The following is a 25066-nucleotide window of genomic DNA, read 5'->3' as shown; positions in this document are numbered from 1 at the left end:
AACGGGGGGCGCGCCCGGACGTCGCCGGCGCGGTGTCCGGCAGCCGTGTCGCCCAAGGGTGAAACACCTGATGGAAGCGGTCCGGGCGCGAGGGGGTGGCAGGATGACGCGGTGTCCGACTCTCTCCGTGAACCGTGGCTGCGCGGCATCGCCCTCAATCCGGCGGCGCCCTCCGACGTACTGATACGCCTGCTGGATCCAGCGGCCGGTGAGGTCGGCCTGCTGATGTGCAAGGACCGCGACCTGCCCGACGCCGTCATCGACGCAGCCCTGTGCCACCCGCAGTGGCGGATCCGCGGCGCGCTCGCCCGCAACCAGCACGTGGACCCCTCGCGACTCGCCCCCTTGGCAACGGACCCGTCGGGACTCGTCCGCGCGCGGCTCGCCCACCCCCACCTCCGCCCCTGGCCCCGCTGGGTCCGACCGCTGCCGGACGACATCCTCGTCACCCTCCTGACCGCCCGGGACGGGGGCGAGGACGGCAAGGTCACCGCGAAAGAGATCGTCTGGGAGCTCGACTCGTCCCGGCAGATCCCGCTGTCCTTCTTCCGCTCCATGGCCGGCAGCGAGGACCCCGAACTCCGGATACGGGCCACTTGGCGGTGGGAGTCGCTCACCCCGGCGCAGCGGGCGGGGCTGCTCGACGATCCGGACCCCGCGGTCCGTGAAGCGGCGAAAGTCAGGAACTGGGAGCTGGACCCGGAACGGGTGGAGGCCGAGCTGCCGTCCATCCGTCCGGGCAGCAGGCCGTACGTGCTCGGCAGGTGCGCCCTGTCGCCCGCGCTCGTCGAGCAGTGCTTCGCCGACGACACGGTGCACCCCCTGGCCCGGAACCCCCACACTCCGGCCGTTGTCGTCGCCCGGCTCGCCCGGCATCCCGAGGCGAAGGTCCGCGAGATGGTTGCCGCCCGGCCCGACCTGGGACCGGACCTGGTGGCGGAGCTGATGAAGGACCCGGACGAGGACGTGCGGATGCGCGCACGACTCCACCCCTTCCCCCGCACCTGGGTCGAGTACGACGTGATCGACCGGGTCATCGGGCACGGTCCTGGATGCATCTGCCCGATCACCGAGCCGGACCCCGACCCGGCCACCGTGCCGTCGCCCGACTGGTTCGCCGCCTGCGCGGTGTCCGGGGAACCGGTGCTCCGCCGGATTGCGGCGAGCTGGCCCGGCCTGCCCGCCGCACTTGTCGGGACACTCGCGCAGGACGACGACGAGGAGGTCCGGATCCGGCTGGCCTGCAACCACCCGCTGGCTCCGCCACGCCTCCTCCTGGACGTCTTCGTCACCCGCCCGGACCACCGTTCGGACCTGCTGACGCTGCCCGGCTTCCCGCGCACCGGCCGGACCCACCTCATCGGCCACCCGGATCCCGAGGTGCGAGCCCTGGCCGCAGCCGATCCCACCCTGCCCGAACCGCCGGTGGAGGACGCCGACGAGTCGGTGCGCCGGGCCGCCGCCGCCAATCCGGTCCTGACGCCCGAAGTCCTGGAGGCCCTCCTCGCCGACCCCCGGACCGCGGAGGGCGCCGCGGCCAACGCGTCCCTCCCCGTCCCCCGCATGCACGCGCTCCTCGACCGCTGCCTGAACGGCGCCGCCACCGCGCCGGCGCCGGACGTACCGGCCGGAGCCGCATCGGCAGACCGGGCCGGAGACTAGATGGCTTCCTTGCGGGTCAGGAAGTTGAACGAGATCCACCCCGGCAGCACCGGCAGCCAGAAGGTCATCAGGCGGAACAGCAGCACCGCCGAGATCGCGACCTCCTTCTCCAGCCCCGCCGCGATCAGCCCGAGGGTCAGCGTGGTCTCCACCGCGCCCATACCGCCGGGCGTCGGAGCCGCCGAGCCCAGCGCGTTGCCCGCCAGGAACACCACCGCGATGCTCGCGTAGCTGATGGCCTCGCCGCCCCCGAACGCGCGGATCGACGCGTCCAGGCACATCACGAAGCAGCCCGTCAGCAGCAGCATTCCGCCGATGCCGGTCATCAGCTTCTTCGGCCGCTGGAGCACGTCCAGCATGCGCGGCACCACACCCGCGAACAGCGCCCGGACCCGCGTCACCACGAACTTCCGCATGAACGGGACCGCCGTCACCACCAGCACCAGCACGGCCACCGTCAGCAGACCCGCGATCACCGCCCGGGACGGGGTCATCTCCGGGGTCTTCTCGGTCCCGGTCAGATAGCCGAAGGACAGCAGCAGCACGATGTGGCTGGCCAGCCCGAACAGCTGGGAGGCGCCCACGCTCGCGACGGCCAGCCCCGGCCGGACCCCTGCCCGCTGCAGGAACCGCGTGTTCAGCGCGACACCGCCGACGGCCGCCGGGGCCACCAGCTTCACGAACGACCCCGCGACCTGCGCGACCACGGTCCGCAGGAAGGACACCCGCTCCGGCACGAAGCCCAGCAGGCTCATCGCCGCCGCGAAGTACGTCAGCGCCGAGAAGGCGAGCGCCGCCCCGACCCAGCCCCACTCCGCCTGGCCGATGATCGTCGCGAAGTCCACGTGGGCCAGCTGCGTGAGCAGGAAGTACGCACCGAACGCGCCCGCGATGAACGAGACCAGCGTGCGCGGCCGGATCCGCTCCAGCCGGGCCGGCTCCACCGGCGCCTGAGGGCGGATCAGCAGCACCTGGTGGCGGATCTGCGTCAGCAGGTCCTCCTCGCGCGCCCCGTCCAGCGCGTCCTCCAGAGCCTTCTTCTCGGCCTTGCGGTCGGCGGCGGCCGACGCGGAGACCGGGGTCGCGGAGGCCGCCGACTCCGCCTCGCGCGCCGCCTTCGCCGCGCGCGAGGACTCCAGTACGGCCTCCCGCTGCCGATCGGCCCGCTCCCGGGCCAGCTTGCGCAGCGTCGCCCGGGTGGAACGGCTGAGCGCGATCGGCTGGAGCAGCGGCAGGCAGTCCGCCACCGCGTCCGGGCCGAGCACCGACACGGCCGAGGCCACCGCGCGCTCCGCGCCGACCCGTAGGCCGACGGTGGTCAGCAGCTGGGCGATGTCCATCCGCAGCACCAGGTCGCCCGCGGCGATCTCACCGCCGCGCAGGTCCGTGAGGACGACATTGCCGGAACGATCCACCACCAGGGCGTCCCCGGTGAGCCGCCGGTGGGCGATCCGCCGCGACTGCAGGGCCCGTACCTGCTTCCACGTGGTGTGGATCAGCTCGTCGGTGATCTCGTCGTCGGCGAGCGCGTCGAGGGGCCGGGCGTCCAGGTGCTCGTACACGAGCATCACCGCGTCCGGGCCGAGCTCGGAGGTGGCGATCAGCTTCGGCGCGTTCGCCCCGGCCGCGATGGCCGCGTACGCGAGCAGCGCCTCCTGCTCCAGCGCCTGGCGCAGCGACTGCAGACTGCGGCCCGTGGTGATGCCGCGCAGCGTGAGCCGGCGCCAGACCCGGTAGAAGAAGCCGTGGGCCTGCTGCTCGCGGTCGACGATCGTGACGTCGAGCGGCGGCCCGTCCTCCAGGGTCACGTGGTAGCGGCGCCCCCGGTCGTTCGCCTCGGACGGCTCGGGGCCCTCGGGCAGCTCGGCGCGCATCGCGCTGACCGGCTGGAAGCCGACCCGGCGCAGCCCGGCGAGGAGGTGCTGCCCGGTGGGGCGCACGTTGGGCGAGCCGACGGCGTACAGGGTGCCGTAGGCGACGCTCCAGCCGATCAGCACGGTGAGGATGATCGAGAAGGGGGTGGTGTAGCCGTTGACCAGCATGGCCAGGGCGTTCAGCAGCAGGACGACCCACAACGCGACGCGCCAGTGGGGTCTGCGGGTCATGCCGACCGCGGTCATGTACGCGATGACGGGTGCCAGGTAGCCGTGGACCGGATCGGTGAGGGTCCCGCCGGCCGCGGGGCGGGTGAGGGCGTCCTGGATGGTGTCGGGGGCGGCCTGCGAGACCCACAGGTCGGTGGCGAGGGTGACGCCGTGCGCGAGGACGGCGGCGAGTACGCCGTCGGCGATGCGCAGCCCGTCGCGTTTGATCAGCCGCTCGATGGCGAAGGCGACGGGCAGCAGCAGCACCGCGATGCTGGACACCAGCGCGGCGACCTTGATCAACAGGGCGGGCGCCTGGCCGGTGCCCTTGCTGATGTCCTCCTCCAGGCCGACGGTGGTGCCGTGGGCGAAGGCGGCGATGGCGAGGAGGACGGCGATGCCGAGGATGCCGACGAGCAGGCGTACGAGGTCGGAGGGGCGGTGCACGCGGGCGGCGAGCAGCGGTTCGTCGACCTCGACCCGGTCGGCGGCCGTGGAGGCGTGGCCGTGCGACCCCTCGGCCTCAGGGCCCTCCGCCGCCCCGGCTGCTTCCGGCGCCCCGGCTGTTCCCGCGGCTTTCGCCCCGTCGGCGCGCGGGGGCTCCGGACGGGGCTCGGGGACGGGTTCGCGGTGGGAGGCGGAGCCGTCGTCAGGGCGTGCGCCGTCGTCAGGGCGTGCCCCGTCGTCCGTCGCCGCGCCGTCCGGAGGGCTCACACCCTGCTCCTTCGTCGTCACTTCCGTCTCTTCTTGATCACGTATCACCAGTCACCGCCCGGAAGATGGTGGCACGGACCGACGGGCCTGCGGGGCATCAGGGTGCGCGCCGGTGCGGAAGCGAGACCTCCGCCGGAGCGCGGCCGATGTACTGCACCATGTGCCGAATGAGTGAGGAGCTGCCCGCCTACGCGGAGCGCGTGCTGGAGGTGGTCGAGCGTATTCCGCCCGGCCGGGTGATGACGTACGGGGACGTCGCCGAGTGGCTCGGCGAGGGAGGACCGCGTCAGGTCGGGCGTGTCATGGCCCTGTACGGGGGAGCCGTGCCCTGGTGGCGCGTGGTGCGGGCGGACGGCCTGCCGCTCCCCGACCACGAGGTGCGCGCCCTGGAGCACTACCGGACCGAGGGCACCCCGCTGCGCATGACGGCGGGCGGCGAGCCGCGGCTGGACATGCGCCGGGCCCGCTGGGACGGGTCCCCCGGACAGGCTGGCGGACAGGACGGCATGCGCGACGAGGGTCACATCTGACAGCTTCGGCCATGCGGGGCCGAGGCGGGCGATCGGGCGACGGTCCGAACGCCCGTCCGGGGTACCCGGGGGGACTGCGCGGCGTCGGCGGGTTGCCGTAGCGTGGCCCCTTCGGCTTCCGCCTCGGCCGCTGCTCCGGCCTCCGCGCGAGCCGTCACGGCAGCACCGCCACACCCCGCAGACCCACCAGGACCGGCACCCCACGTGATCACCTCTTCCTCCGACCGCACCGAACGGCGGCGTACGCGGACCCCCGACGCGTACCGCCTCGTGCGCACCGGGCCGGAACGGGTGGATCCCCCTGAGCTGGACGCAGCGCAGCGGGCCGTGGTTGACCACACCGGCGGACCACTGCTGGTCCTCGCCGGACCGGGCACCGGCAAGACGACGACGCTGGTCGAGGCCGTCACCGCCCGGGTGGAAGCGGGCACCGACCCCGCCCGGATCCTCATTCTCACCTTCAGCCGCAAGGCGGCGGTGGAACTGCGCGACCGGGCCGCCCTGCGCCTCGGCGGCGCACGCGCCCCGCAGGCCACCACCTTCCACTCCTTCTGCTACGGACTGGTCCGCAGCCACCAGGACACGGACCTCTTCGCCGACCCGCTGCGGCTGCTGTCCGGCCCCGAGCAGGACGTCATGGTCCGCACCCTCCTGGAGGGCCAGCGCCGGATCCGCTCCATCCGCTGGCCGGACGACCTGCGGGCGGCGCTGACCACGCGCGGCTTCGCCGACGAGGTCCGTGCGGTGCTGGCCCGCGCCCGCGAACTGGGCCTCGGCCCGCAGGCCCTCTCCTCGTTCGCCGAGCGCATCGGCCGTCCGGACTGGAAGGCGGCGGCGGCGTTCCTCTCCGAGTACCTGGACGTCCTGGACATGCAGGGCACGCTGGACTACGCGGAGCTCCTGCACCGCGCGGTGCTCCTCGCGGAACGCACGCCGTCCCTCGCCTCGGCCTACGACGTGATCTACGTCGACGAGTACCAGGACACGGACGCCTCCCAGCTGCGCCTGCTGCGGGCCCTGACCGGCCCGGGCGGCACGCTGGTCGCCTTCGGCGACCCCGACCAGTCGATCTACGCCTTCCGCGGCGCGGACATCAACAACATCCTGGACTTCGAGTCGGCCTTCCCGGGCGCGCGGGTCAAGGCCCTGACCGTCGGCCGCCGCTCCGGCGCGGCCCTCGTGGCCGCGACCCGCCTGCTCACCACCCGGATGCCGGTACCGCGCCTGCCGTCCGAGGCGGTCCGCGCCCACCGGAACCTCGCACCCGTGCGGGAGGGCGGCCGGGTGGAGGTCCTCACGTACCCGACGGCGGGTGCCGAGCTGGACAACATCGCGGACATCCTGCGCCGGGCCCACCTGGAGGACGGCGTGCCCTGGCAGGACATGGCCGTCCTGGTCCGCGCCGGCGGCCGCACCCTCCCGGCGATGCGCCGCGCCCTGATCTCGGCGGGAGTCCCCACCGAAACGGACGCCACGGACACCCCCCTCCGCCACGAACCGGCGGTCGCCCCCCTCCTGACGGCCCTCCGCATCACCGCCACCTCGGCGGAGACCGAGCCGCGCGAACCGGCGGCGGGTCGCGCCGCCGACGCCCACACCGCTGACGCGGCCGAGCCCGGCCAGGGGCGGAGCCCCGAGGCCCCCACCGGCTCCGCCGAGGCCGAGGCCCAGGCCGACGCGGTCGGGCCGGACCCGCAGACCCCCGTCGGCCCCGCCGCGGGCGAGCCGGACGCGGACCGGGACCCCGAGGCCGCCGACAGCCCGGCGGTGCCGCTTGCGGCCGACGCCGTCGAGCCCGGGACCGGCCCCGAGGCACCCGTCGGTCCCGCCGGCGAGCTCGGCCCGGGGGCCGGGCCCGGGGACTTCGCCGACCCCGCCGGAGGCGTCACCGTCGAGGCGGCCCTCACCCTGCTCGCCTCCCCCCTCGGCGGGATGGACGCCGCCGACCTGCGGCGGCTCGGCCGGGCCCTGCGCGACGAGGAGCGCGCCGCGGGCGTCAAGGTGCCCGCGCCCTCCGACGTACTGCTCGCCCGCGCCCTCGCCGAGCCCGAGCGGCTCACCGCGCACGACCCCGCCTACGCCCGCGGCGCCCAGCGCCTCGGCCTGCTCCTGCGCAAGGCCCGTGAGCTGCTCCAGGGCGGCGGCACCGCCGAGGAGGCCCTCTGGGTCCTCTGGGACGGCACCCCCTGGCCGCAGCGGCTGGAGCGCAGCGCCCGCCGCGGCGGCGCGGCCGGCCGCAACGCCGACCGCGACCTCGACGCCGTCTGCGCCCTCTTCGACACCGCCGCCCGCGCCGAGGAGCGCACCGGAGGCCGCGGCGCGCTCAACTTCCTCGAACAACTGGAGGCGGAGGACATCGCCGCCGACACGTTGACGGCCCGCGCCACCCGCTCCGACGCCGTCCGCCTGATGACCGCCCACCGTTCCAAGGGCCTGGAGTGGTCCCTCGTCGTCGTCGCCGGCGTCCAGGAGGGCCTGTGGCCCGACCTCCGCCGCCGCGGCTCACTCCTGGAGGCCGACCGCATCGGGCGGGACGGTCTCGCCGAGCCCCTCACCCCCGGCGCGCTCCTGGCGGAAGAGAGAAGGCTCTTCTACGTCGCCGCCACCCGCGCCCGCGACCGCCTCGTCGTCACCGCCGTCAAGGCCCCCGCCGACGACGGCGACCAGCCCTCCCGCTTCCTCACCGAGCTCGGCGTCCCCCTGCGCGACGTCACCGGCCGCCCCCGCCGCCCCCTCGCCGTCGCCGCGCTCGTCGCCGAGCTGCGCGCCACCACCGTCGACCCCGACGCCTCGCCCGCCCTGCGCGACGTGGCCGCCCGCCGCCTCGCCCGCCTCGCCGCGCTCACCGACGACGAGGACCGCCCCCTGGTCCCCGCCGCGCACCCGCAGCGCTGGTGGGGCCTGTACGAGCCCACCCGCAGCAGCGTCCCGCTGCGCGACCGGGACCGGCCCGTCGCCCTGTCCGGCAGCGCCCTGGAACAGCTCGCCAACACCTGCTCCCTCCAGTGGTTCCTCGGCCGCGAGGTCAAGGCCGACACCCCCTCCACCGCCGCCCAGGGCTTCGGCAACGTCGTCCACGTCCTCGCCGACGAGGTCGCCTCCGGCCGCACCCCCGCCGACCTGGCCGTCCTCATGGAACGCCTCGACTCGGTGTGGGACGCGCTCGCCTTCGACGCCCCCTGGAAGTCCCGCCAGGAGAAGGACAACGCCCGCGCCGCCCTGGAGCGCTTCCTGCGCTGGCACACCACCGACCGCGGGGGCCGCGCGGCCGTCGCCACGGAGCACGAGTTCGACGTCACACTCGAAGCCGGTGACGTTGCCGTTCGCATCCGGGGCTCCATGGACCGGGTCGAAGCGGACGCGCAGGGTCGTGCGTACGTCGTCGACTTCAAGACCGGCAAGGCCGCGCCCACCCGCGACGAGGTGGCCCGCCACCCCCAGCTCGCCGTCTACCAGCTGGCCGTGCGCGAGGGCGCCGTCGACGAGGTCTTCGACGGCCTGCGCCCCGCCCCCGGCGGCGCCGAGCTCGTCCAGCTCCGCCAGGGCGCGCCGATCCGCGAGGGCGGCGACACCGTGCCCAAGGTCCAGGCCCAGCAGCCGCTCGACGGCGAGTGGGTCGGCGACCTGCTGGCCACCGCCGCCGGCCGGGTCCTGGACGAGCGGTTCGCGCCCGCCGCCGGCCGTCACTGCGACCACTGCTCCTTCCGCAGCTCGTGCAGCGCCCGCCCGGAGGGCCGCCAGACGGTCGAGTGAGCTCGGCGGTCGGGGCTGTCGGTGGGGGCGGCTAGCCTTTTTGGGTGCCCGCGCGTCCGCCCGCCCTCTCCGACCCCGAGCAGCTCAAGGAGCTCCTCGGGATCCCTTTCACGCCCGAGCAGATGGCCTGCGTCACCGCCCCGCCCGCCCCGCAGGTCGTCGTCGCCGGCGCGGGCTCCGGCAAGACCACGGTCATGGCCGCCCGCGTGGTCTGGCTCGTCGGCACCGGCGCGGTCGCGCCCGAACAGGTCCTCGGCCTGACCTTCACCAACAAGGCCGCCGGTGAACTGTCCGAGCGCGTACGCAAGGCCCTGGCGCGGGCCGGCATCACCGACCCCGACCCCTCCCCGGCCGACGCCGACGCGGCCGGCGGCGAGCCGCGCATCTCCACGTACCACGCCTTCGCCGGACAGCTCCTGAAGGACCACGGCCTGCGCATCGGCCTGGAGCCCAGCTCCCGGCTGCTCGCCGACGCCACCCGCTTCCAGCTCGCCGCGAAGGTGCTGCGCGAGGCCCCCGGCCCGTACCCCTCGCTCACGAAGTCCGTCCCCGACCTGGTCGGCGACCTCCTCGCGCTCGACGGGGAGCTCTCCGAGCACCTGGTCGAGCCCGAGCAGCTGCGCCTCCACGACACCGGACTGCTGGGTGTGCTCGCCGACACCAAGCTCACCAACGAAGACCTCCGCAAGGTCCCGGAGGCCGTGCGCGGCCGCCTCGAACTGCTGGAGCTGGTCGCCCGCTACCGCACCGCCAAACGCTCCCGCGACCTCTTCGACTTCAGCGACCAGATAGCCCTCTCCGCGCAGCTCGCCACCACCCGGCCCGAGGTGGGGGTGATGCTGCGCGAGGAGTTCCGGGTGGTCCTGCTCGACGAGTACCAGGACACCTCCGTCGCGCAGCGGCTGCTGCTGTCCGGCCTCTTCGGCGCGGGCTCCGGCCACGCCGTGACCGCCGTCGGCGACCCCTGCCAGGCGATCTACGGCTGGCGCGGGGCCTCCGTCGCCAACCTCGACGACTTCCCGGAGCACTTCCCGCACGCCGACGGGACCCCCGCCACCCGGCTCTCCCTCAGCGAGAACCGGCGCAGCGGCGGCCGCCTGCTCGACCTGGCCAACGGCCTCGCCGCCCCGCTGCGCGCCATGCACGAGGGCGTGGAGGCCCTGCGCCCGGCGCCGGGCGCGGAGGCCGCCGGGCAGGTCCGCTGCGCCCTGCTGGAGACCCACGCGCAGGAGCTCGACTGGCTCGCCGACTCCGTCGCCCACCTGGTCCGCACCGGGACGGAGCCGCGCGAGATCGCCGTACTGTGCCGCTCCGCCGGGGACTTCGCACAGATCCAGGCCGTGCTGGTGGACCGGGACGTCCCGGTGGAGGTCGTCGGGCTCTCCGGGCTGCTGCACCTGCCCGAGGTCGCCGACCTCGTCGCCGTCTGCGAGGTCCTCCAGGATCCCGGCGCCAACGCCTCCCTGGTGCGGCTCCTGATCGGCCCGCGCTGGCGGATCGGTGCGCGCGACCTGGCCCTGCTGGGCCGCCGGGCGCGGCTCCTGGTGAGCCGTGCGCCCGCCGGGTCCGACCCGGACGAACGCCTCGCGGCGGCCGTGGAGGGCGTGGACCCGGCCGAGATCGTGTCGCTGGCCGACGCCCTGGAGACCTTCCTCGACGGCGCCGGACAGGCCCCGGACGACCTCCCCTTCTCGGCGGAGGCCCGGATCCGCTTCGCGCACCTCGCCCAGGAACTGCGCGACCTGCGGCGCTCCCTCGCGGACCCGCTGATGGACGTCCTGCACCGGGTGCTGACCGCCACCGGCCTGGAGGTGGAGCTGTCCGCCTCCCCGCACGCGCTGGCGGCCCGCCGCCGCGAGACCCTGTCGAACTTCATGGACGTGGCGGCCGGTTTCGCCGCCCTGGACGGCGAGGCCACGCTGCTGGCCTTCCTGGCCTTCCTGCGCACGGCCGCCCAGTACGAGAAGGGCCTGGACCATGCCCTGCCGGGCGGCGAGAACACGGTCAAGGTGCTCACCGCCCACAAGTCCAAGGGCCTGGAGTGGGACGTCGTGGTGGTCCCGGACCTGTGCGCGGGCGCCTTCCCGAAGGAGAAGCCGCCGGAGGCCTGGACCTCGTACGCGAAGGTGCTCCCGTACGCGCTGCGCGGCGACGCCCCCACCCTGCCCGGGGATCCGGCCTGGACCTCCGCGGGCCTGAAGTCCTTCAAGGCCGAGCTGAAGCACCACAAGTCGGTGGAGGAGCTCCGCCTCGGCTACGTGACCTTCACCCGGCCGCGTTCCCTGCTGCTTGCCTCGGGCCACTGGTGGGGGCCGAGCCAGAAGAAGCGCCGCGGCCCGTCGCAGTTCCTGGAAGCCCTGTACGAGCACTGCGCGGCCGGTTTCGGCGAGATCGAGGCCTGGGCGGACGAGCCCGACCCCACCGCCGAGAATCCGGCGCTGTCCGGCGAATCCACCCCGGACCACTCCTGGCCCCTCCCGCTCGACCCGTACTCCCTGACCCTGCGCCGCGCGGCGGCCGCCCTGGTGGAGTCCTACCTCGCGGCCCCGCCGCCGGAGGAGGACGACTCCTACCTCTGGCCCCCGGACTGCGAGGACCCCTCGTACGAGGAGGAACCCTGGCCGGACGACGCCCCCTGGCCCGACGACACCCCCTGGCCGGACAGCCCGCAGGGCGACGGCCTCGCGGCCCCCGCCGGGGTCCGCGGCAGCGCCCCGGATTCGGGACGGGGCGGGGCGGGGGAGGAACCCGGCTCCGCCGGCCCCGCCGCGCCGCTCGAGGCCGACCTCTGGCCGGAGGCGGCCCTCTGGGCCCCCGCCCCGCCGGACGGCGCCCTCCGGCCGGAGGCCGAGACCCGGCCCGCTCGCCGCGGCGGCGCAGCCCCCTCGCCGGGCACCGGCGCGGCCCGCACCGGCGGCGCCGCAGCCGGACCCGACCTGTCCCCCGAGGAGGCGCGGGCCGTCGCCTCCTGGGACCGTGACCTCGACGCCCTGGAGGGCGAGCTCCGCCGTGCCCGCGCGGCCGTCCGCGACGTCGAGCTGCCCTCCGCCCTGTCCGCCAGCCAGCTGCTCCGGCTCGCCGCCGACGAGCAGGGCTTCGTACGCGACCTCGCCCGCCCCATGCCCCGCCCCCCGCAGCCCGCCGCCCGCCAGGGCACCCGGTTCCACGCCTGGGTCGAGTCCCGCTTCGACGAGCTGCCGCTGCCGTTCCTCGACGTGCTCGACCCCGTCACCGATCTCCCCGGCGCCGGCTCCGACCAGGAGATCGCCGACGAGGCCGACCTCGACTCCCTCAAGGCGGCCTTCGAGCGCAGCCCGTACGCGGACCGGCCCCCCCACCGCATGGAGGCCCCGGTCCAGCTCACCCTCGCCGGCCGGGTCGTCCGCGGCCGGATCGACGCCGTCTACCGGAACGAGGACGGCTCGTACGAGATCGTCGACTGGAAGACCGGCCGCACCACCGAGGCCGATCCCCTCCAGCTCGCCGTCTACCGCGTGGCCTGGGCCGAGGCCACGAACACCCCCCTCGACCGGGTCTCCGCCGCCTTCCTGCACGTTCGCAGCGGCCGCGTGATCCGCCCACGCAACCTCCCGGACCGGGCCCGCCTTGAGCGGATCCTCCAAGGCGAATCGGACCCGGACGGTGACCATCAGGCGGACAGCTAGGCTCGTGGGCATGAGCGACACCCCGCCGGACAACGTCGTCCGCACGTACATCGACACCCACCGCGCCGCCTTCCTCGACGACCTCGCCGAGTGGCTCCGCATTCCCTCCGTCTCGGCCCAGCCCGAGCACGCGGGCGACGTACGCCGCAGCGCCGAATGGCTCGCCGCGAAGCTCAAGGAGACCGGCTTCCCGGTCTCCGAGGTGTGGGAGACCCCCGGCGCGCCCGCCGTCTTCGCGCACTGGCCGAGCGAGGACCCGGACGCCCCGACCGTCCTCGTGTACGGGCACCACGACGTGCAGCCCGCCGCCCTCGCCGACGGCTGGCACACCGACCCGTTCGAGCCGGTGATCCGCGACGGCCGGATGTACGGGCGCGGTGCCGCCGACGACAAGGGCCAGGTGTTCTTCCACACCCTCGGGGTACGGGCGCACCTGGCGGCCACCGGCGCCGCCGCCCCCGCCGTGCACCTCAAGCTGATCGTCGAGGGCGAGGAGGAGTCCGGCTCCGCCCACTTCCGCGATCTCGTCGAGACCCGCGCCGCCGAGCTCGCCGCCGACGTCGTGATCGTCTCCGACACCGGCATGTGGTCCGAGACCACCCCCACCGTCTGCACCGGCATGCGCGGCCTCGCCGACTGCGAGATCGACCTGCACGGTCCGGACCAGGACATCCACTCCGGCGCCTTCGGCGGGGCCGTGCCCAACCCGGCCACCGCCGCCGCCCGGCTGGTCGCGGCCCTGCACGACGCCGACGGACGGGTCACGGTCCCCGGCTTCTACGACAACATCGCCGAACTCACGGACGCGGAGCGCGCGCTCATCGCCGAGCTGCCCTTCGACGAGTCGGAGTGGCTGCGTACGGCCAAGTCCCACGCGGCCGCGGGCGAGGCCGGGTACTCCACGCTGGAGCGCGTCTGGGCCCGCCCCACGGCCGAGGTCAACGGCATCGGCGGCGGCTACCAGGGCCCCGGCGGCAAGACCATCGTGCCCGCCTCCGCCCACCTGAAGCTTTCGTTCCGCCTGGTGTCCGGCCAGGACCCGTACGAGGTCGAGGCGGCCGTCAGGGACTGGGTCGCGGCCGGGATCCCGGACGGAATCCGCCACTCCATCACCTTCGGCGCACCGACCCGGCCGTGCCTGACCCCGCTGGACCACCCGGCCCTCCAGTCGGTCGTCCGGGCCATGGGCCGCGCCTTCGGCGAGAAGATCCGCTTCACGCGGGAGGGCGGCTCCGGCCCCGCGGCCGACCTCCAGGACGTTCTGGACGCGCCCGTCCTCTTCCTCGGCATCTCGGTACCGTCCGACGGCTGGCACGCGCCGAACGAGAAGGTCGAGCTGGACCTCCTGCTCAAGGGCGTCGAGACAAGCGCCTACCTCTGGGGAGACCTCGCCGCCGCCCACCACCGCACCACCGCCTGACACCCGACGCACACACATGACGTACCGAGCCTGCCTGTCCCACCACCGGGGGAGTTGGAAGTACCTGTGAGCACCCATACCGAGCGCCCTCTCACCGAGCGCCCTCTTTCGCTCGCCGCGCCGAGCGGGATCGACCGCGCCGCGCACCACCGTCTCGACGAGGCGTGGCTCGCCGCGGCCTGGAGCCACCCGACGACCCGCGTCTTCGTCGTCTCCGGCGGGCAGGTCCTGATCGACGACACCCCCGACGGCGGCACCGGCATCGTGATGACCCCGGCCTTCGAGGCCCCGGTCACCGAGACCCACCGCTACTTCCTGGGCACCGACGAGGACGGCGTACGGTACTTCGCGCTGCAGAAGGACGCCCTGCCCGGCCGCATGGACCAGTCGGCCCGCCCGGCCGGCCTGCGCGAGGCCGGACTGCTGCTGAACGACCGCGACGCCGGGCTGATGGTGAACGCGGTGGCGCTGGAGAACTGGCAGCGGATGCACCGCTTCTGCTCCCGCTGCGGGGAGCGGACGGTGGTCGCGGCCGCCGGGCACATCCGCCGCTGCCCGGGCTGCGGCGCCGAGCACTACCCGCGCACCGACCCGGCCGTGATCATGCTGGTCACGGACGAGCACGACCGCGCGCTGCTGGGCCGCCAGGTGCACTGGCCGGAGGGCCGCTTCTCCACGCTCGCCGGTTTCGTGGAGCCGGGCGAGTCGATAGAGCAGTCCGTCGTCCGCGAGGTGTGGGAGGAGGCGGGCGTCCGGGTCGGGAAGGTCGAGTACGTGGCCAGCCAGCCCTGGCCCTTCCCGTACAGCCTGATGCTGGGCTTCACGGCCCGCGCCACCACCTCCGAGATCACGGTGGACGGCGAGGAGATCCAGGAGGCCCGCTGGTTCTCGCGGGAGGAGCTGCGTGCGGCGTTCGCCTCGGGCGAGGTGCTGCCGCCGTCGGGCATCTCCATCGCCGCCCGGCTGGTCGAGCTCTGGTACGGCGAGCCGCTGCCGAAGGCGGCCGCGTAACCTTCGTCACTTTCCCGCTTCGTGACACAGCGGAGGGCCCCCGCTCCTCGGCGGGGGCCCTCCGCTGTGTTCGTTCCTGGAGCCGGTCAGACGGCGAGGGCCTGCTTGACCTGGGCCAGGCTCGGGTTCGTCATGACGGACTCGTTGCCCGCGGCGGAGGTCACGAGCACGGTGGGAACGGTCTGGTTGCCGCCGTTGGCCTTCTCCACGAACGCGGCGGACTCCGGGTCGAGCTCGATGTTGATCTCGTTGTACGCGATGCCTTCCCGGTCCAGCTGGGTCTTCAGCCGACGGCAGTAGCCGCACCAGGTCGTGCTGTACATCGTGACGGTGCCCGTGTCCTGCATGCTGCGCTCTCCTTCGTGAGGGCTCGGTGGTCCGAGTAGACGAACGTACGGGACCCGGCGGCCATTCCCGTACGGTCGCCTCCGGGCACCCGGTGTGACCGATACGACTGCGAGGCGCTGCCTGTGGACAACTTTCCCGCCCGCCCCACGAGACCTGGCAGCATGGCGGGGTGACAGCAGCAACGCACTCCTCATCGTTCCCGGGTGGCCCCGCCTCCGCCGACTCGGCCGACGCGGTGCTCCTGGGCCTCGACCCGGAGCAGCGCGAGGTCGCGACGACCCTGCGCGGACCGGTGTGCGTGCTGGCGGGCGCCGGTACCGGCAAGACCCGCGCGATCACCCACCGCATCGCCTACGGCGTCCGGTCCGGCCAGCTCATGCCGGCCAGCGTGCTCGCCGTCACCTTCACCAACCGCGCCGCGGGCGAGATGCGCGGACGCCTGCGCACCCTGGGCGCGGACGGGGTGCAGGCCCGCACCTTCCACTCCGCCGCCCTGCGCCAGCTCCAGTACTTCTGGCCCAAGGCCGTCGGCGGGGAGGTGCCACGGCTGCTGGAGCGCAAGATCCAGTTCGTCGCCGAGGCCGGCGCGCGCTGCCGTATCCGCCTCGACCGGGGCGAGCTGCGCGACGTCACGGGCGAGATCGAATGGGCCAAGGTCACCCAGACCGTGCCCGCCGACTACCCGGTGGCCGCCCTCAAGTCGGGCCGCGAGGCCCCCCGGGACCTGGCCGAGATCGCCCAGATCTACGGGACGTACGAACAGCTCAAGCGCGACCGCGGCATGATCGACTTCGAGGACGTGCTGCTGCTGACCGTCGGCATCCTCCAGGACCGCCACGACATCGCCGAGCAGATCCGCGCCCAGTACCAGCACTTCGTCGTCGACGAGTACCAGGACGTCAGCCCGCTCCAGCAGCGGCTGCTGGACCTGTGGCTCGGCGAGCGCGACAGCCTCTGCGTCGTCGGTGACGCCAGCCAGACCATCTACTCCTTCACCGGCGCCACCCCCGACCACCTGCTGAACTTCCGTACCCGCTACCCGCAGGCCACCGTGGTCAAGCTGGTCCGCGACTACCGCTCCACCCCCCAGGTGGTCCACCTCGCCAACGGGCTCCTGAACCAGGCCAAGGGCCGCGCCGCCGAGCACCGGCTGGAGCTGATCTCCCAGCGCGAGACCGGCCCCGACCCCGTCTACGCCGAGTACGCGGACGAGCCCGCCGAGGCCGAGGGCGTCGCCCACCGGATCCGCGACCTGATCGCCGCGGGCGTCCCGGCCGGCGAGATCGCCGTGCTCTACCGCATCAACGCCCAGTCCGAGGTCTACGAGCAGGCCCTCGCCGACGCCGGGGTCCCCTACCAGCTGCGCGGGGCCGAGCGGTTCTTCGAGCGCCCGGAGGTCCAGAAGGCGATCCTCGCGCTGCGCGGAGCCGCCCGCTCCGGCGGGAACGACCCGCTGCTCGACGACGTCGTGGAGCTGGGTTCGCAGGTCCGGGCGGTGCTCAGCTCCACCGGCTGGACCACCGAGCCGCCCGCCGGCTCCGGCGCCGTGCGCGACCAGTGGGAGTCGCTGGCCGCGCTGGTCCGGCTCGCCGAGGACTTCGCCCGCAGCCGGCCCGGAGCCACCCTCGCCGACCTCACGATCGAGCTGGAGGAGCGCAAGGCCGCCCAGCACGCCCCGACCGTCCAGGGCGTGACCCTGGCCTCGCTGCACGCGGCGAAGGGCCTGGAGTGGGACGCCGTGTTCCTCGCCGGCCTCACCGACGGCATGGTGCCGATCACCTATGCGAAGACCGACGAGCAGGTCGAGGAGGAGAGGCGGCTGCTCTACGTCGGCGTCACCCGGGCGCGGTTGCACCTGACCCTCTCCTGGGCCCTCTCCCGCGCTCCCGGCGGCCGGCCCTCCCGGCGGCCCAGCCGCTTCCTGAACGGCCTGCGGCCGGGCTCCGTGGCCCCGGGCGCCGGGCCCGGCTCCGCGGACGGGCGAGGGGCGCGCAAGCGCGGCCGTCGCGGTCCCGCGCTGTGCCGGGTCTGCGGCAAGACCCTGACCGAGGCCGGCGAGCTGAAGCTGATGCGCTGTGAGGACTGTCCGTCCGACATGGACGAGGGGATCTACGAGCGGCTGCGGGAGTGGCGCGCGGCCCAGTCGAAGGAGCAGGGCCTGCCCGCCTACTGCGTCTTCACCGACAAGACGCTGATCGCCATCGCGGAGGCCGCGCCCTCCGAGGCGGGGGAGCTCTCGATGATCTCCGGAGTGGGGGGTCGTAAGCTTGAGCGGTACGGAGCCGAGGTCCTGGCCATCTGCGCAGGTCAGGAGCTTGGGGCCGGACAATCTGACGACGCGTAGAAACTCGTCGGAAAAATAGTTTGCACATGCCCAGCGAAGACCCATAGGTTCTTAGCAACGGAAACGGTGGCTTCTCCGAAGCCCTGGATCCGTGCTGTACTTATCCGAATACGCATGGGACAGGCCCTCGGGCCGAGTCCCCGAGACGCCGAGAGGAGGCGAGACCAGTGACCAGCTTCATGACCTTCACCAAAATGACCGATCGCTCGGTCGACGCTTCCTGCCTGCTCGGTTCCGTCTCCCTCCTGGGTACCGGTGTGTCCGCGATTTCCGCCGACCGCCCCGCCCTGCTGGCGACCCTTCCGGTCAGTGAGCGCAACGAGCGACCGACCCAGGCACCGGTGGCAGTACTGGCAGCAGAAGCGCAGACGCATGGCGCCTATGGATTCGCTGCCGCAGCCGGTGCCGGATCCCTGAAGAAGCAGACGAAGCAGCAGCACCACCTGATGTGGGCCTTCCGCGGGCTCGAACCCTGGAGTGATCCAGCCTGATCGCATGATCAGGCCGGCGCCTTCAGGGCCGCGGAACCCCACCCGGGATCCGCGGCCCTTCTGTTTGTCCCCCACCGGGGGCGACGGAGCGAAGGGGTCTCGGGACTGGCAGAGCCAGTCGGTGTGAGAGCACAACCCAGCCGAACCCGGCCGACCGGCCGGAACGACTAGCCGAACAAGACGAGGAAGAAACCACCGTGCAACTCGAAGCGCACGCCCCGTCCGTACCGCAGACCCGACTGATCTCCCCGCCCGCAGTCCCGGAGGACCACACCTTGACCCCGCTCACCGCGCTGACCGCGCTCGACGACGCCATCGAGAACCTCGGCGTGCCCGTCCCCTGCCGCACCTTCGACCCCGAGGTCTTCTTCGCCGAGTCCCCGGCCGACGTCGAGTACGCCAAGTCCCTCTGCCGCACCTGCCCGCTGGTCGAGGCCTGCCTCGCCGGGGCGACCGAGCGCCGCGAGCCCTGGGGTGTCTGGGGTGGCGAGCTCTTCGTCCAGGGTGTCGTCGTAGCCCGCAAGCGTCCCCGTGGCCGTCCGCGCAAGAACCCGGTTGTCTCGGCATGACCGCCATCGGAACCATCGACCGCCCCCTGACGCACGACCCCTTGAAGCAGGCCCTCATGACCGCCCACACCACGAGCGAGCAGCCCCACGGCGCCGCCCACGCAGACTTCATCACCGCCGGCGCGATGACCTCGCGTCAGAACAGGACCCGCGAAATGCAACTCATCCCAGAAGCCCTGGCTCGTGCCCATATGGACGAGCTCATGCGTGAGGTGGACGCCGAGCGTCACGCCGTGCGCCTGGTCGCCGCCCGCCGCATGCAGCGGCGTGCCGAGCGCGTCTCCATGCGCGCCCGGCGTGCGCTGGCCATGGCCGTCATGCAGCAAGAGCCGTCATGCAGTAAGAGCTGAAAACAGCATCCCCGGGGGGACCGGTCCGCACGGACCGGTCCCCCCGGTGCGTTGCGGCCCGTTGTCCGCCCCGGACGGGGATATCGTCCGGAGGTGGACCAGCCGACTCCCCATCCCGGCCCGTCGGGATCCGAGGCCCAGCCCGTCGTCTGCGCGAGCTGTGGCACGAGGCCCCCGGGCGAGATCCCGCCCACCTGGACCTGCTCCGTGGAGAACGGGACCAGACAGTACTTCTGCGTCGACTGCGCGCGCGCCAACCTCCGGGCGATCGAGGGCAGGCTCGACTCGTCCTGGTGGTGACGTCGGGTCACCCCGCAGCCGTCACTCGGCCGGGGCGAACCCCGGCAGCCAGGTGTCCAGTTCGTCCCGCAGCCGCACCGTCGCGCCCAGCTGGCACAGCACTCCGATGGTGCTCAGCGTCACGCGGTGGATCAGCAGGTACGAGGGCGGCAGATTGATCTGGCGGCCCAACTGGTGCGCCGGGGAGCGGGGATCGGCGATCCTCGCGGCCTGGCCGCGCAGCCACGGCCGGGTGAAGGTGAACTCCTCGGCCTCGGCGGGCTCGATGATCGGCTTCAGGTAGTCCAGCACCGCGTCGGGGTCCAGCTCGATGGACTCCTTCACGAATCCCTCGGCGCACAGGTGCCCGTAGACCCCCTCGGCGTCACCGTCCAGCGTCATCCGCAGCGACCTGCCGATCGGCTTGGGCCAGCCGCCGGGCAGCCGGTCGACCGTGCCGAAGTCCAGGACCCCCAGCCGCATCCGGCCGTCCGCGCCCGGTATCAGCCGGAAGTTGCCCGGGTGCGGGTCCGCGTGCAGCAGGCCGGTGCGCGCCGGCCCGGAGAACAGGAACCGGGACAGGAGCTGTCCCGCGCGATCCCGCTCCTCCTGGGTGCCGTCGGCTATCACCTCCGACAGCGGGGTCCCTTCCATCCACTCGGTCACCAGCACCTGGTCGCCCTGGTGCACGACTTCCGGCACGACCACGTCCGGGTCGTCCACGAAGGCGTCCGCGTGCGTCCGCTGCGCCTCGGCCTCCAGCTCGTAGTCGAGTTCCTCGGCGACCCGGTCGCGCAACTCCTTGATCAGGGGCTTGATCTCCATGCCGGGGATCAGCGGTCCCAGCAGCCCCGCGAACCGGCCCAGCTGCTTCAGGTCCGACAGCAGCGCCTCACCGGCCCCCGGGTACTGGACCTTGACGGCCACCTGCCGCCCGTCGTGCCACACCGCCCGGTGCACCTGCCCGATGGAGGCCGCTGCGGCCGGCTTGTCCTCGAACTCCTCGAACATGTCGCGCCAGTCGGAGCCCAGACGGTCCGTCAATACCTGATGCACCGTCGCCGCGGGCAGTGGCGGAGCCGCCTCCTGAAGCTTGGTCAGCGCCGCCCGGTAGGGCCCCGCGACCTCCTCGGGCAGCGCCGACTCGAAGACCGACAGGGCCTGCCCGAACTTCATCGCGCCGCCCTTCAGTTCCCCGAGCGTGCGGAACAACTGCTCGGCGGTGCGCTGCTGGAGCTCGCGCGCCACGATCTCCGCGGACTTGCCCCCGATCCGCTTGCCCAGCCCCCACGTGGCCCGTCCCGCGATGCCGAGCGGCAGCGCGGCCAGCTTGACGGTACGGGTGACCGCCTTCCGGGGAAGATCAGACATACGCCCCTCCATGTCCCAGACAGCTGCGCCGCGAACAGCGGTTCTCCGCATCCTGTCATGGCCTCCTCGCGGCTCGGAGGAGGGCACCATCCCCAGACCCCTGCGGGGTGGCCGTGCGCTCCGCGGCCGCCCCGCAGGGGCAGTCGGGATGGGGGAGGAGCGGGGTGTGTTCCCAGTGGAGGGTGGGGAGGGCCGCCTCCCAGCGGGCGGCGGTCGACGCGGGGAGCCGGCCGTCGAGGAAGGCGAGGGCGTGGGCCGCGGCCAGGCCGGCCACCGCCGTGGACAGGCCCAGGTCGCACGGCGCGGCCGCGCGGCGGCGGTGGGCCGAGCGCCACTGGACCAGCATCCTCGGCCAGGCCGCGTCCCGGTCCACGCGGTCGCGCTCCATGCACCCCGCGCAGGCCGTCGTGCCCGGCAGTACCAGAGGTCCCACCAGGCCCGTGCCCTCCAACACCCCCGCGTACAGGTGGGGGATGCCCGCGCCGACCCAGTCGGCCGCGGTGTCCGGGTCCGGGGCCCAGGCGTGCAGACCGTCCCGGGGCGCGACCACCACCAGGGCCAGCGCCGGCTCCGCCCCCTCGTCCTCCCCGGCCCGCGGGGCGCGGCCCGGGGCCGACTCGCGGACCAGCCGGCCCGCGGACTCCGCCCGCGGCCGGCCCACGCTCGCGGGGTCCAGCCCGCCCGGCGCCACGTCCGCCGGCTCCACCCGGCCGCCGTCGAGCACCTCGACCCGGCCCACGCCCGCTCCCGCCAGGACCGCGGCGATCACGGCCCCCACCCGGCCGCTCCCGCGCACCCGGACCCGTATCGCCCGGCGGGCGGCGATCCCCCGTAAGTCCCCGCCCGGCTCCCGGTGGACCAGTGACAGCGAACCCAGGTCGGGCCCCAGTCGCTCCACGGTCTCCGGATGCCCCCGCAGGGCCTGGGCCCGCGGGCCGCCGGCCGTGGCGTCGTCGAGCAGGCCGGCCCCCGCGAGTGTCCTGACCACCTCGTCGACCCGGCCGTCCGGCAGTCCCATCCCGCAGGCCTCGGCCCGCAGCAACTCCATCCCCCGGGTCCCGTCGATCCGGTCGATCAGCGTGCCCGTCGCCGTGTCCACGGGTCCGAGCACCACCGCATGGGCGGGCGTCACCCCGAACTGAACCGTCTGCAGATCCCGCCATGCCCGTGCCAGCGCCGGCTTCACCTTCGGATACATGTCGCGTCCCCCTCGATCTCGATATCCCGAGCGCATGTGCGCCGCCCGTTTCCCGTTCTTCCGCAACAGTGCCCGCCCGCCGGAATCCATGCCGGAATTTGTCCACAGGTGCGAGCTATTAGGCATATGAGATGAAGGGAAATGCCGTTCCGGAAATCGGCCTGGAATCCCTCGTGTTCGAACCCCGGACGGACGGGACTTCCGCCGCCACGACCGGGTACCGTCGTGGCGTGTCCGCCGACCCACCGCAGCGCGCCGTCGAAGTCCGCCGGAGCGCGCGCCGCCGCAGGACCGTATCGGCCTATCGCGAGGGTGACCGTACGGTCGTCCTCATCCCTGCCCGGATGTCCGAGGCGGAGGAGCAGCGCTGGGTGGGCGTCATGCTCGACAAACTGGCCGCACAGGAGAGCAGGCGCACCTTCGGGGACGCGGAACTCACCGAACGCGCCGCCCAGCTGTCCGAGCAGTACTTCGACGGCCGCGCCCGCCCCCGTACGGTCCGCTGGGTCACCAACCAGAACACCCGCTGGGGCTCCTGCACCCCGGCCGAAGGCAGCATCCGGCTCTCCCACCGGCTCCAGGGGATGCCCGAGTACGTCGTCGACTACGTGCTCCTGCACGAGCTGGCCCACCTCCTCGTACCCGGCCACGGGCCCCGCTTCTGGGAACTGCTGGAGGCCTACCCGCGCACCGAGCGGGCCCGCGGCTACCTGGAGGGCGTGGTCGCCGCCGAGCGGCTGCCGAAGGTCCCGGCCGCCCGCGAGGAGTGAGCCCGCGGCGGGCGACGGCGTTCGTCACGTCACGCAGAGTGTTTTGTACCGGGTCGGTACCGGCTTGGCCGGATGTCGGCAGTTGCCGTTAGCCTGAGCGGCACGCATTCACAGTCGGGATGGGGGACGGTCGTACGTATGGCCAGGGAATTCCAACGCGGCCACAAGGCCAAGATCAGTGATCTCACCGCGGGCACCGATCTGTACGTAGGTGTCCAGATCGCCGGGTCCGGACTCGCCTTCGACATCAGCTGTTTCGGCCTGGACGCCAATGAGCAGCTGTCGGACGACCGTTACTTCGTCTTCTTCAATCAGCCGAAGTCGCCGGAAGAGTCCATTCAGCAACTCGGTGCGCAAGCGGGCGACACCGAATCCTTCCGGGTGACGCTGGACCGCATTCCGGCGTCCATCCACAAACTGTCCTTCACCGCCACCATCGACGGCGCCGGACAGATGTCGCAGATCGGCCCGGGCCACATCCGGATCGTGGCCGGCGGCGAAGAGGTCGTCCGCTACGCGTTCACCGGTGCGGAGTTCACCACCGAGCGGGCCGTGATGCTCGGCGACTTCTACCTGAAGGACGTGTGGCGCTTCGCCGCCGTCGGCCAGGGCTTCGACGGCGGACTCGACGCGCTGCTGCGGAACTTCGGCGGCGAGGTCGCCGAGGAGGCGCAGCCGGAGCCGCAGGCCCCGGCCGCCGCCGCCTCGCCCGGGTTCGCCCCGCCGCCGCAGGCGGCCGCCCCGGCCCCGTCCTTCGGCGCCCCGGCCCCGGCGCAGCAGGCCCCCCAGGCCCCGGCTCCCGCGCCGTCCTTCGGCGCGCCCGTGCCGGCGCCCGGCGCCGCGCCGCAGCCGCAGTACCAGCAGCCCGCGGCCCAGGCTCCCGCCCCGGTGCACGCCGCGCCCACCATGGCCGCGCCGCTCGCCCCGCCGGCCCCCGCGCCGTACGGCCAGCCGCAGCAGCCCTCGTACGGCCAGGTCCCCGGACAGGTACCGGGCCAGGTCCCCGGTCAGTACCCCGGCCAGGTCCCGCCGCCCGCCCCGGCCCCCGCCCCCTACGGGCAGCAGCCGGGCTACGGCCAGGTCCCCGGCCAGCCCCCGGGCCAGCAGCCCGGGTACGCCCCGCAGGGCGTACCCGCCGCCGGCGCCGGTCTCGCCGCCGCGCTCCAGCCGTACAAGGAAGCCCCCACCGGCACCCGCTGGACCCCGCAGAACGCACAGCTCATGCGCGTCGACCTCGCCATGGGCGGCCAGGCCGTCCTCGCCCGCCAGGGCAGCATGGTCCTCTACCAGGGCAAGGTCGACTTCAGTTATAAGGGCGCGGGCTTCGCCGGCCGCATCGTCGGCAACGCCACCGGCCAGGAGATGCAGCTCATGCGCTGCACCGGCCGCGGCCAGGTCTTCCTCGCGGAGGACGGCGCCCACCTGCACGCCATCGAGCTGCAGGGCGACGGGATCTGCGTCTCCGCCGAGGCGGTCCTCGCCTTCGACGAGTCGCTCCAGCACGAGGTCCGCCGCATCGAGGGCCACGGCATCCCCGGCGGCGCCCTGTTCACCATGCAGTTCCAGGGCACCGGCACGGTGATCGTCAAGACGCACGGCGTCCCGGTGGTCCTGCCCGTCACCCCGACCACCTTCGCGGACAGCAACGCCATCGTCGCGTGGTCCTCCGCCTCGCAGGTGATCATCTCCAGTCAGGTCCGGCTGCGGCGCAACGCCTACCCCGGCCACAGCGGGGAGACCGTGAACCTCCAGTTCCGCGGCGCTCCCGGCAACTTCATCGTCGTCCAGCCGTACGAGGTCTGAGGGAGCCCGACATGAACGCAATGAACCAGCAACTCGCGGGCTTCGCCCCGACCCCCGTCACGGCCCGCATGGAGAACCACGGCCGGGCCATGCTCAAGGTCGCCATGCAGAGCGGCCAGGACCTCTTCGCCCGCACCGGCTCGATGGTCGCCTACGAGGGCTTCGTCCAGTACGAGCCCAACCCGCCGGCCGTCCGCCAGATGGCCTCGCAGTGGATCACCGGCGAGGGCGCACCGCTGATGAAGTGCACCGGAGACGGCCTGCTCTACCTCGCCGACTACGGCGCCGACGTGGTCGTGATCAACCTCAACAACGACTCGCTCTCGGTCAACGGCACCAACCTGCTCGCCTTCGACGCCCACCTCCAGTGGGGCGTCGAGCGGGTCAAGGGTCTCGCCAAGTTCGCCGGTCAGGGCCTGTTCAACGTGCAGATCGCGGGCACCGGGTGGGTCGCACTGACCTCCCGCGGCACCCCGATCGTGGTCGACTGCGGCCGTGGCGAGGACGAGACGTACGTCGACCCCGACGCGCTCGTCGCCTGGTCGCCGAATCTCAAGGTCAAGGGCAAGCGCAGCTTCAAGGCCTCGTCGATGATCGGCCGGGGCAGCGGGGAGGCCTACCAGATGGCCTTCTCCGGCCAGGGCATCGTCGTCGTACAGCCCAGCGAGGACAGCACCGACCGGCTCCGGGCCCGGGGCTGAGGG

18 protein-coding genes are annotated in these 25066 nt (G+C 73.5%); 14 read left to right on the top strand and 4 right to left on the bottom strand.

The window, feature by feature from the left end; translation table 11 throughout:
- Positions 1 to 111: 111 nt before the first annotated feature.
- The gene (locus tag OG373_RS14645) at positions 112 to 1662 is read left to right on the top strand and encodes a hypothetical protein (protein ID WP_405438703.1); all 1551 of its coding nucleotides are present in this window, start codon (positions 112 to 114) and stop codon (positions 1660 to 1662) included.
- Here OG373_RS14645 and OG373_RS14640 read toward each other — a convergent pair.
- Entirely contained in the window at positions 1659 to 4460 is a 2802-nt protein-coding gene (locus tag OG373_RS14640; protein WP_405438701.1) for a YbhN family protein, read from the bottom strand. The genes OG373_RS14645 and OG373_RS14640 overlap by 4 nt on opposite strands.
- Before the next feature lie 167 nt (positions 4461 to 4627).
- Here OG373_RS14640 and OG373_RS14635 point away from each other — a divergent pair, with 167 nt between their 5' ends.
- The 5 genes from OG373_RS14635 (at position 4628) to nudC (ending at position 14839) form a co-directional block, all read left to right on the top strand.
- Complete coding sequence (locus tag OG373_RS14635) at positions 4628 to 4990, top strand: MGMT family protein (protein ID WP_405438700.1); 363 nt, start codon at positions 4628 to 4630, stop codon at positions 4988 to 4990.
- 207 nt (positions 4991 to 5197) lie between these two features.
- Positions 5198 to 8743: a UvrD-helicase domain-containing protein gene (locus OG373_RS14630; RefSeq protein WP_405444057.1), complete on the top strand. Its 3546-nt coding sequence runs from the start codon at positions 5198 to 5200 to the stop codon at positions 8741 to 8743.
- Positions 8744 to 8787: 44 nt separating this feature from the next.
- A complete protein-coding gene (locus tag OG373_RS14625) occupies positions 8788 to 12408 on the top strand; it encodes a UvrD-helicase domain-containing protein (protein WP_405438698.1) in 3621 nt (1206 codons plus the stop codon).
- A 10-nt stretch (positions 12409 to 12418) separates the two neighbouring features.
- The gene (locus OG373_RS14620; RefSeq protein WP_405438696.1) at positions 12419 to 13828 is read left to right on the top strand and encodes a dipeptidase; all 1410 of its coding nucleotides are present in this window, start codon (positions 12419 to 12421) and stop codon (positions 13826 to 13828) included.
- 54 nt (positions 13829 to 13882) lie between these two features.
- Positions 13883 to 14839 (top strand): NAD(+) diphosphatase, encoded by a 957-nt coding sequence (gene nudC / locus OG373_RS14615; RefSeq protein ID WP_405438694.1) that lies wholly within the window; start codon positions 13883 to 13885, stop codon positions 14837 to 14839.
- Positions 14840 to 14925: 86 nt separating this feature from the next.
- On the opposite strand, the gene OG373_RS14610 is transcribed toward nudC, so the two are convergent.
- Positions 14926 to 15186 carry a mycoredoxin gene (locus tag OG373_RS14610; RefSeq protein WP_030850057.1) on the bottom strand — a complete coding sequence of 87 codons (261 nt, stop codon included), beginning with the start codon at positions 15184 to 15186 and terminating at the stop codon, positions 14926 to 14928.
- 170 nt (positions 15187 to 15356) lie between these two features.
- Here OG373_RS14610 and OG373_RS14605 point away from each other — a divergent pair, with 170 nt between their 5' ends.
- From OG373_RS14605 to OG373_RS14585, 5 genes are all read left to right on the top strand, one after another.
- The gene (locus OG373_RS14605) at positions 15357 to 17531 is read left to right on the top strand and encodes an ATP-dependent DNA helicase UvrD2 (RefSeq protein ID WP_405438692.1); all 2175 of its coding nucleotides are present in this window, start codon (positions 15357 to 15359) and stop codon (positions 17529 to 17531) included.
- 167 nt (positions 17532 to 17698) lie between these two features.
- On the top strand, positions 17699 to 18022 hold the full coding sequence (locus OG373_RS14600) for a hypothetical protein (RefSeq protein ID WP_371588414.1): 324 nt from the start codon (positions 17699 to 17701) through the stop codon (positions 18020 to 18022).
- 197 nt (positions 18023 to 18219) lie between these two features.
- Entirely contained in the window at positions 18220 to 18591 is a 372-nt protein-coding gene (locus OG373_RS14595) for a WhiB family transcriptional regulator (RefSeq protein WP_052873852.1), read from the top strand.
- Positions 18588 to 18941: a hypothetical protein gene (locus OG373_RS14590; protein ID WP_405438689.1), complete on the top strand. Its 354-nt coding sequence runs from the start codon at positions 18588 to 18590 to the stop codon at positions 18939 to 18941. The genes OG373_RS14595 and OG373_RS14590 overlap by 4 nt, the downstream gene beginning before the upstream one ends.
- 93 nt (positions 18942 to 19034) lie before the next feature.
- Positions 19035 to 19241, top strand: coding sequence for a hypothetical protein (locus tag OG373_RS14585; RefSeq protein ID WP_189972249.1), 207 nt, complete (start codon positions 19035 to 19037; stop codon positions 19239 to 19241).
- A gap of 21 nt (positions 19242 to 19262) precedes the next feature.
- Here the strand turns inward: OG373_RS14585 and OG373_RS14580 are convergent, their stop codons facing one another.
- Together OG373_RS14580 and OG373_RS14575 are read right to left on the bottom strand one after the other, a co-directional pair.
- Positions 19263 to 20591 carry an ABC1 kinase family protein gene (locus tag OG373_RS14580; protein WP_405438687.1) on the bottom strand — a complete coding sequence of 443 codons (1329 nt, stop codon included), beginning with the start codon at positions 20589 to 20591 and terminating at the stop codon, positions 19263 to 19265.
- A gap of 55 nt (positions 20592 to 20646) precedes the next feature.
- Complete coding sequence (locus OG373_RS14575) at positions 20647 to 21789, bottom strand: TOMM precursor leader peptide-binding protein (protein ID WP_405438685.1); 1143 nt, start codon at positions 21787 to 21789, stop codon at positions 20647 to 20649.
- 131 nt (positions 21790 to 21920) lie between these two features.
- Between OG373_RS14575 and OG373_RS14570 the strand changes: the two genes are divergently transcribed.
- From OG373_RS14570 to OG373_RS14560, 3 genes are all read left to right on the top strand, one after another.
- Positions 21921 to 22559 (top strand): M48 family metallopeptidase, encoded by a 639-nt coding sequence (locus OG373_RS14570; protein WP_397729179.1) that lies wholly within the window; start codon positions 21921 to 21923, stop codon positions 22557 to 22559.
- A 138-nt stretch (positions 22560 to 22697) separates the two neighbouring features.
- Complete coding sequence (locus OG373_RS14565) at positions 22698 to 24362, top strand: TerD family protein (RefSeq protein ID WP_405438683.1); 1665 nt, start codon at positions 22698 to 22700, stop codon at positions 24360 to 24362.
- Between the two features lie 20 nt (positions 24363 to 24382).
- A complete protein-coding gene (locus OG373_RS14560; protein ID WP_030011152.1) occupies positions 24383 to 25063 on the top strand; it encodes an AIM24 family protein in 681 nt (226 codons plus the stop codon).
- The last annotated feature ends 3 nt before the right edge of the window (positions 25064 to 25066 follow it).

This window comes from Streptomyces avidinii (genome assembly GCF_045161815.1).
In the GTDB taxonomy this organism is placed as follows: Bacteria; Actinomycetota; Actinomycetes; order Streptomycetales; family Streptomycetaceae; genus Streptomyces; species Streptomyces avidinii.
This window is presented reverse-complemented; position numbering and strand designations above follow the sequence as displayed.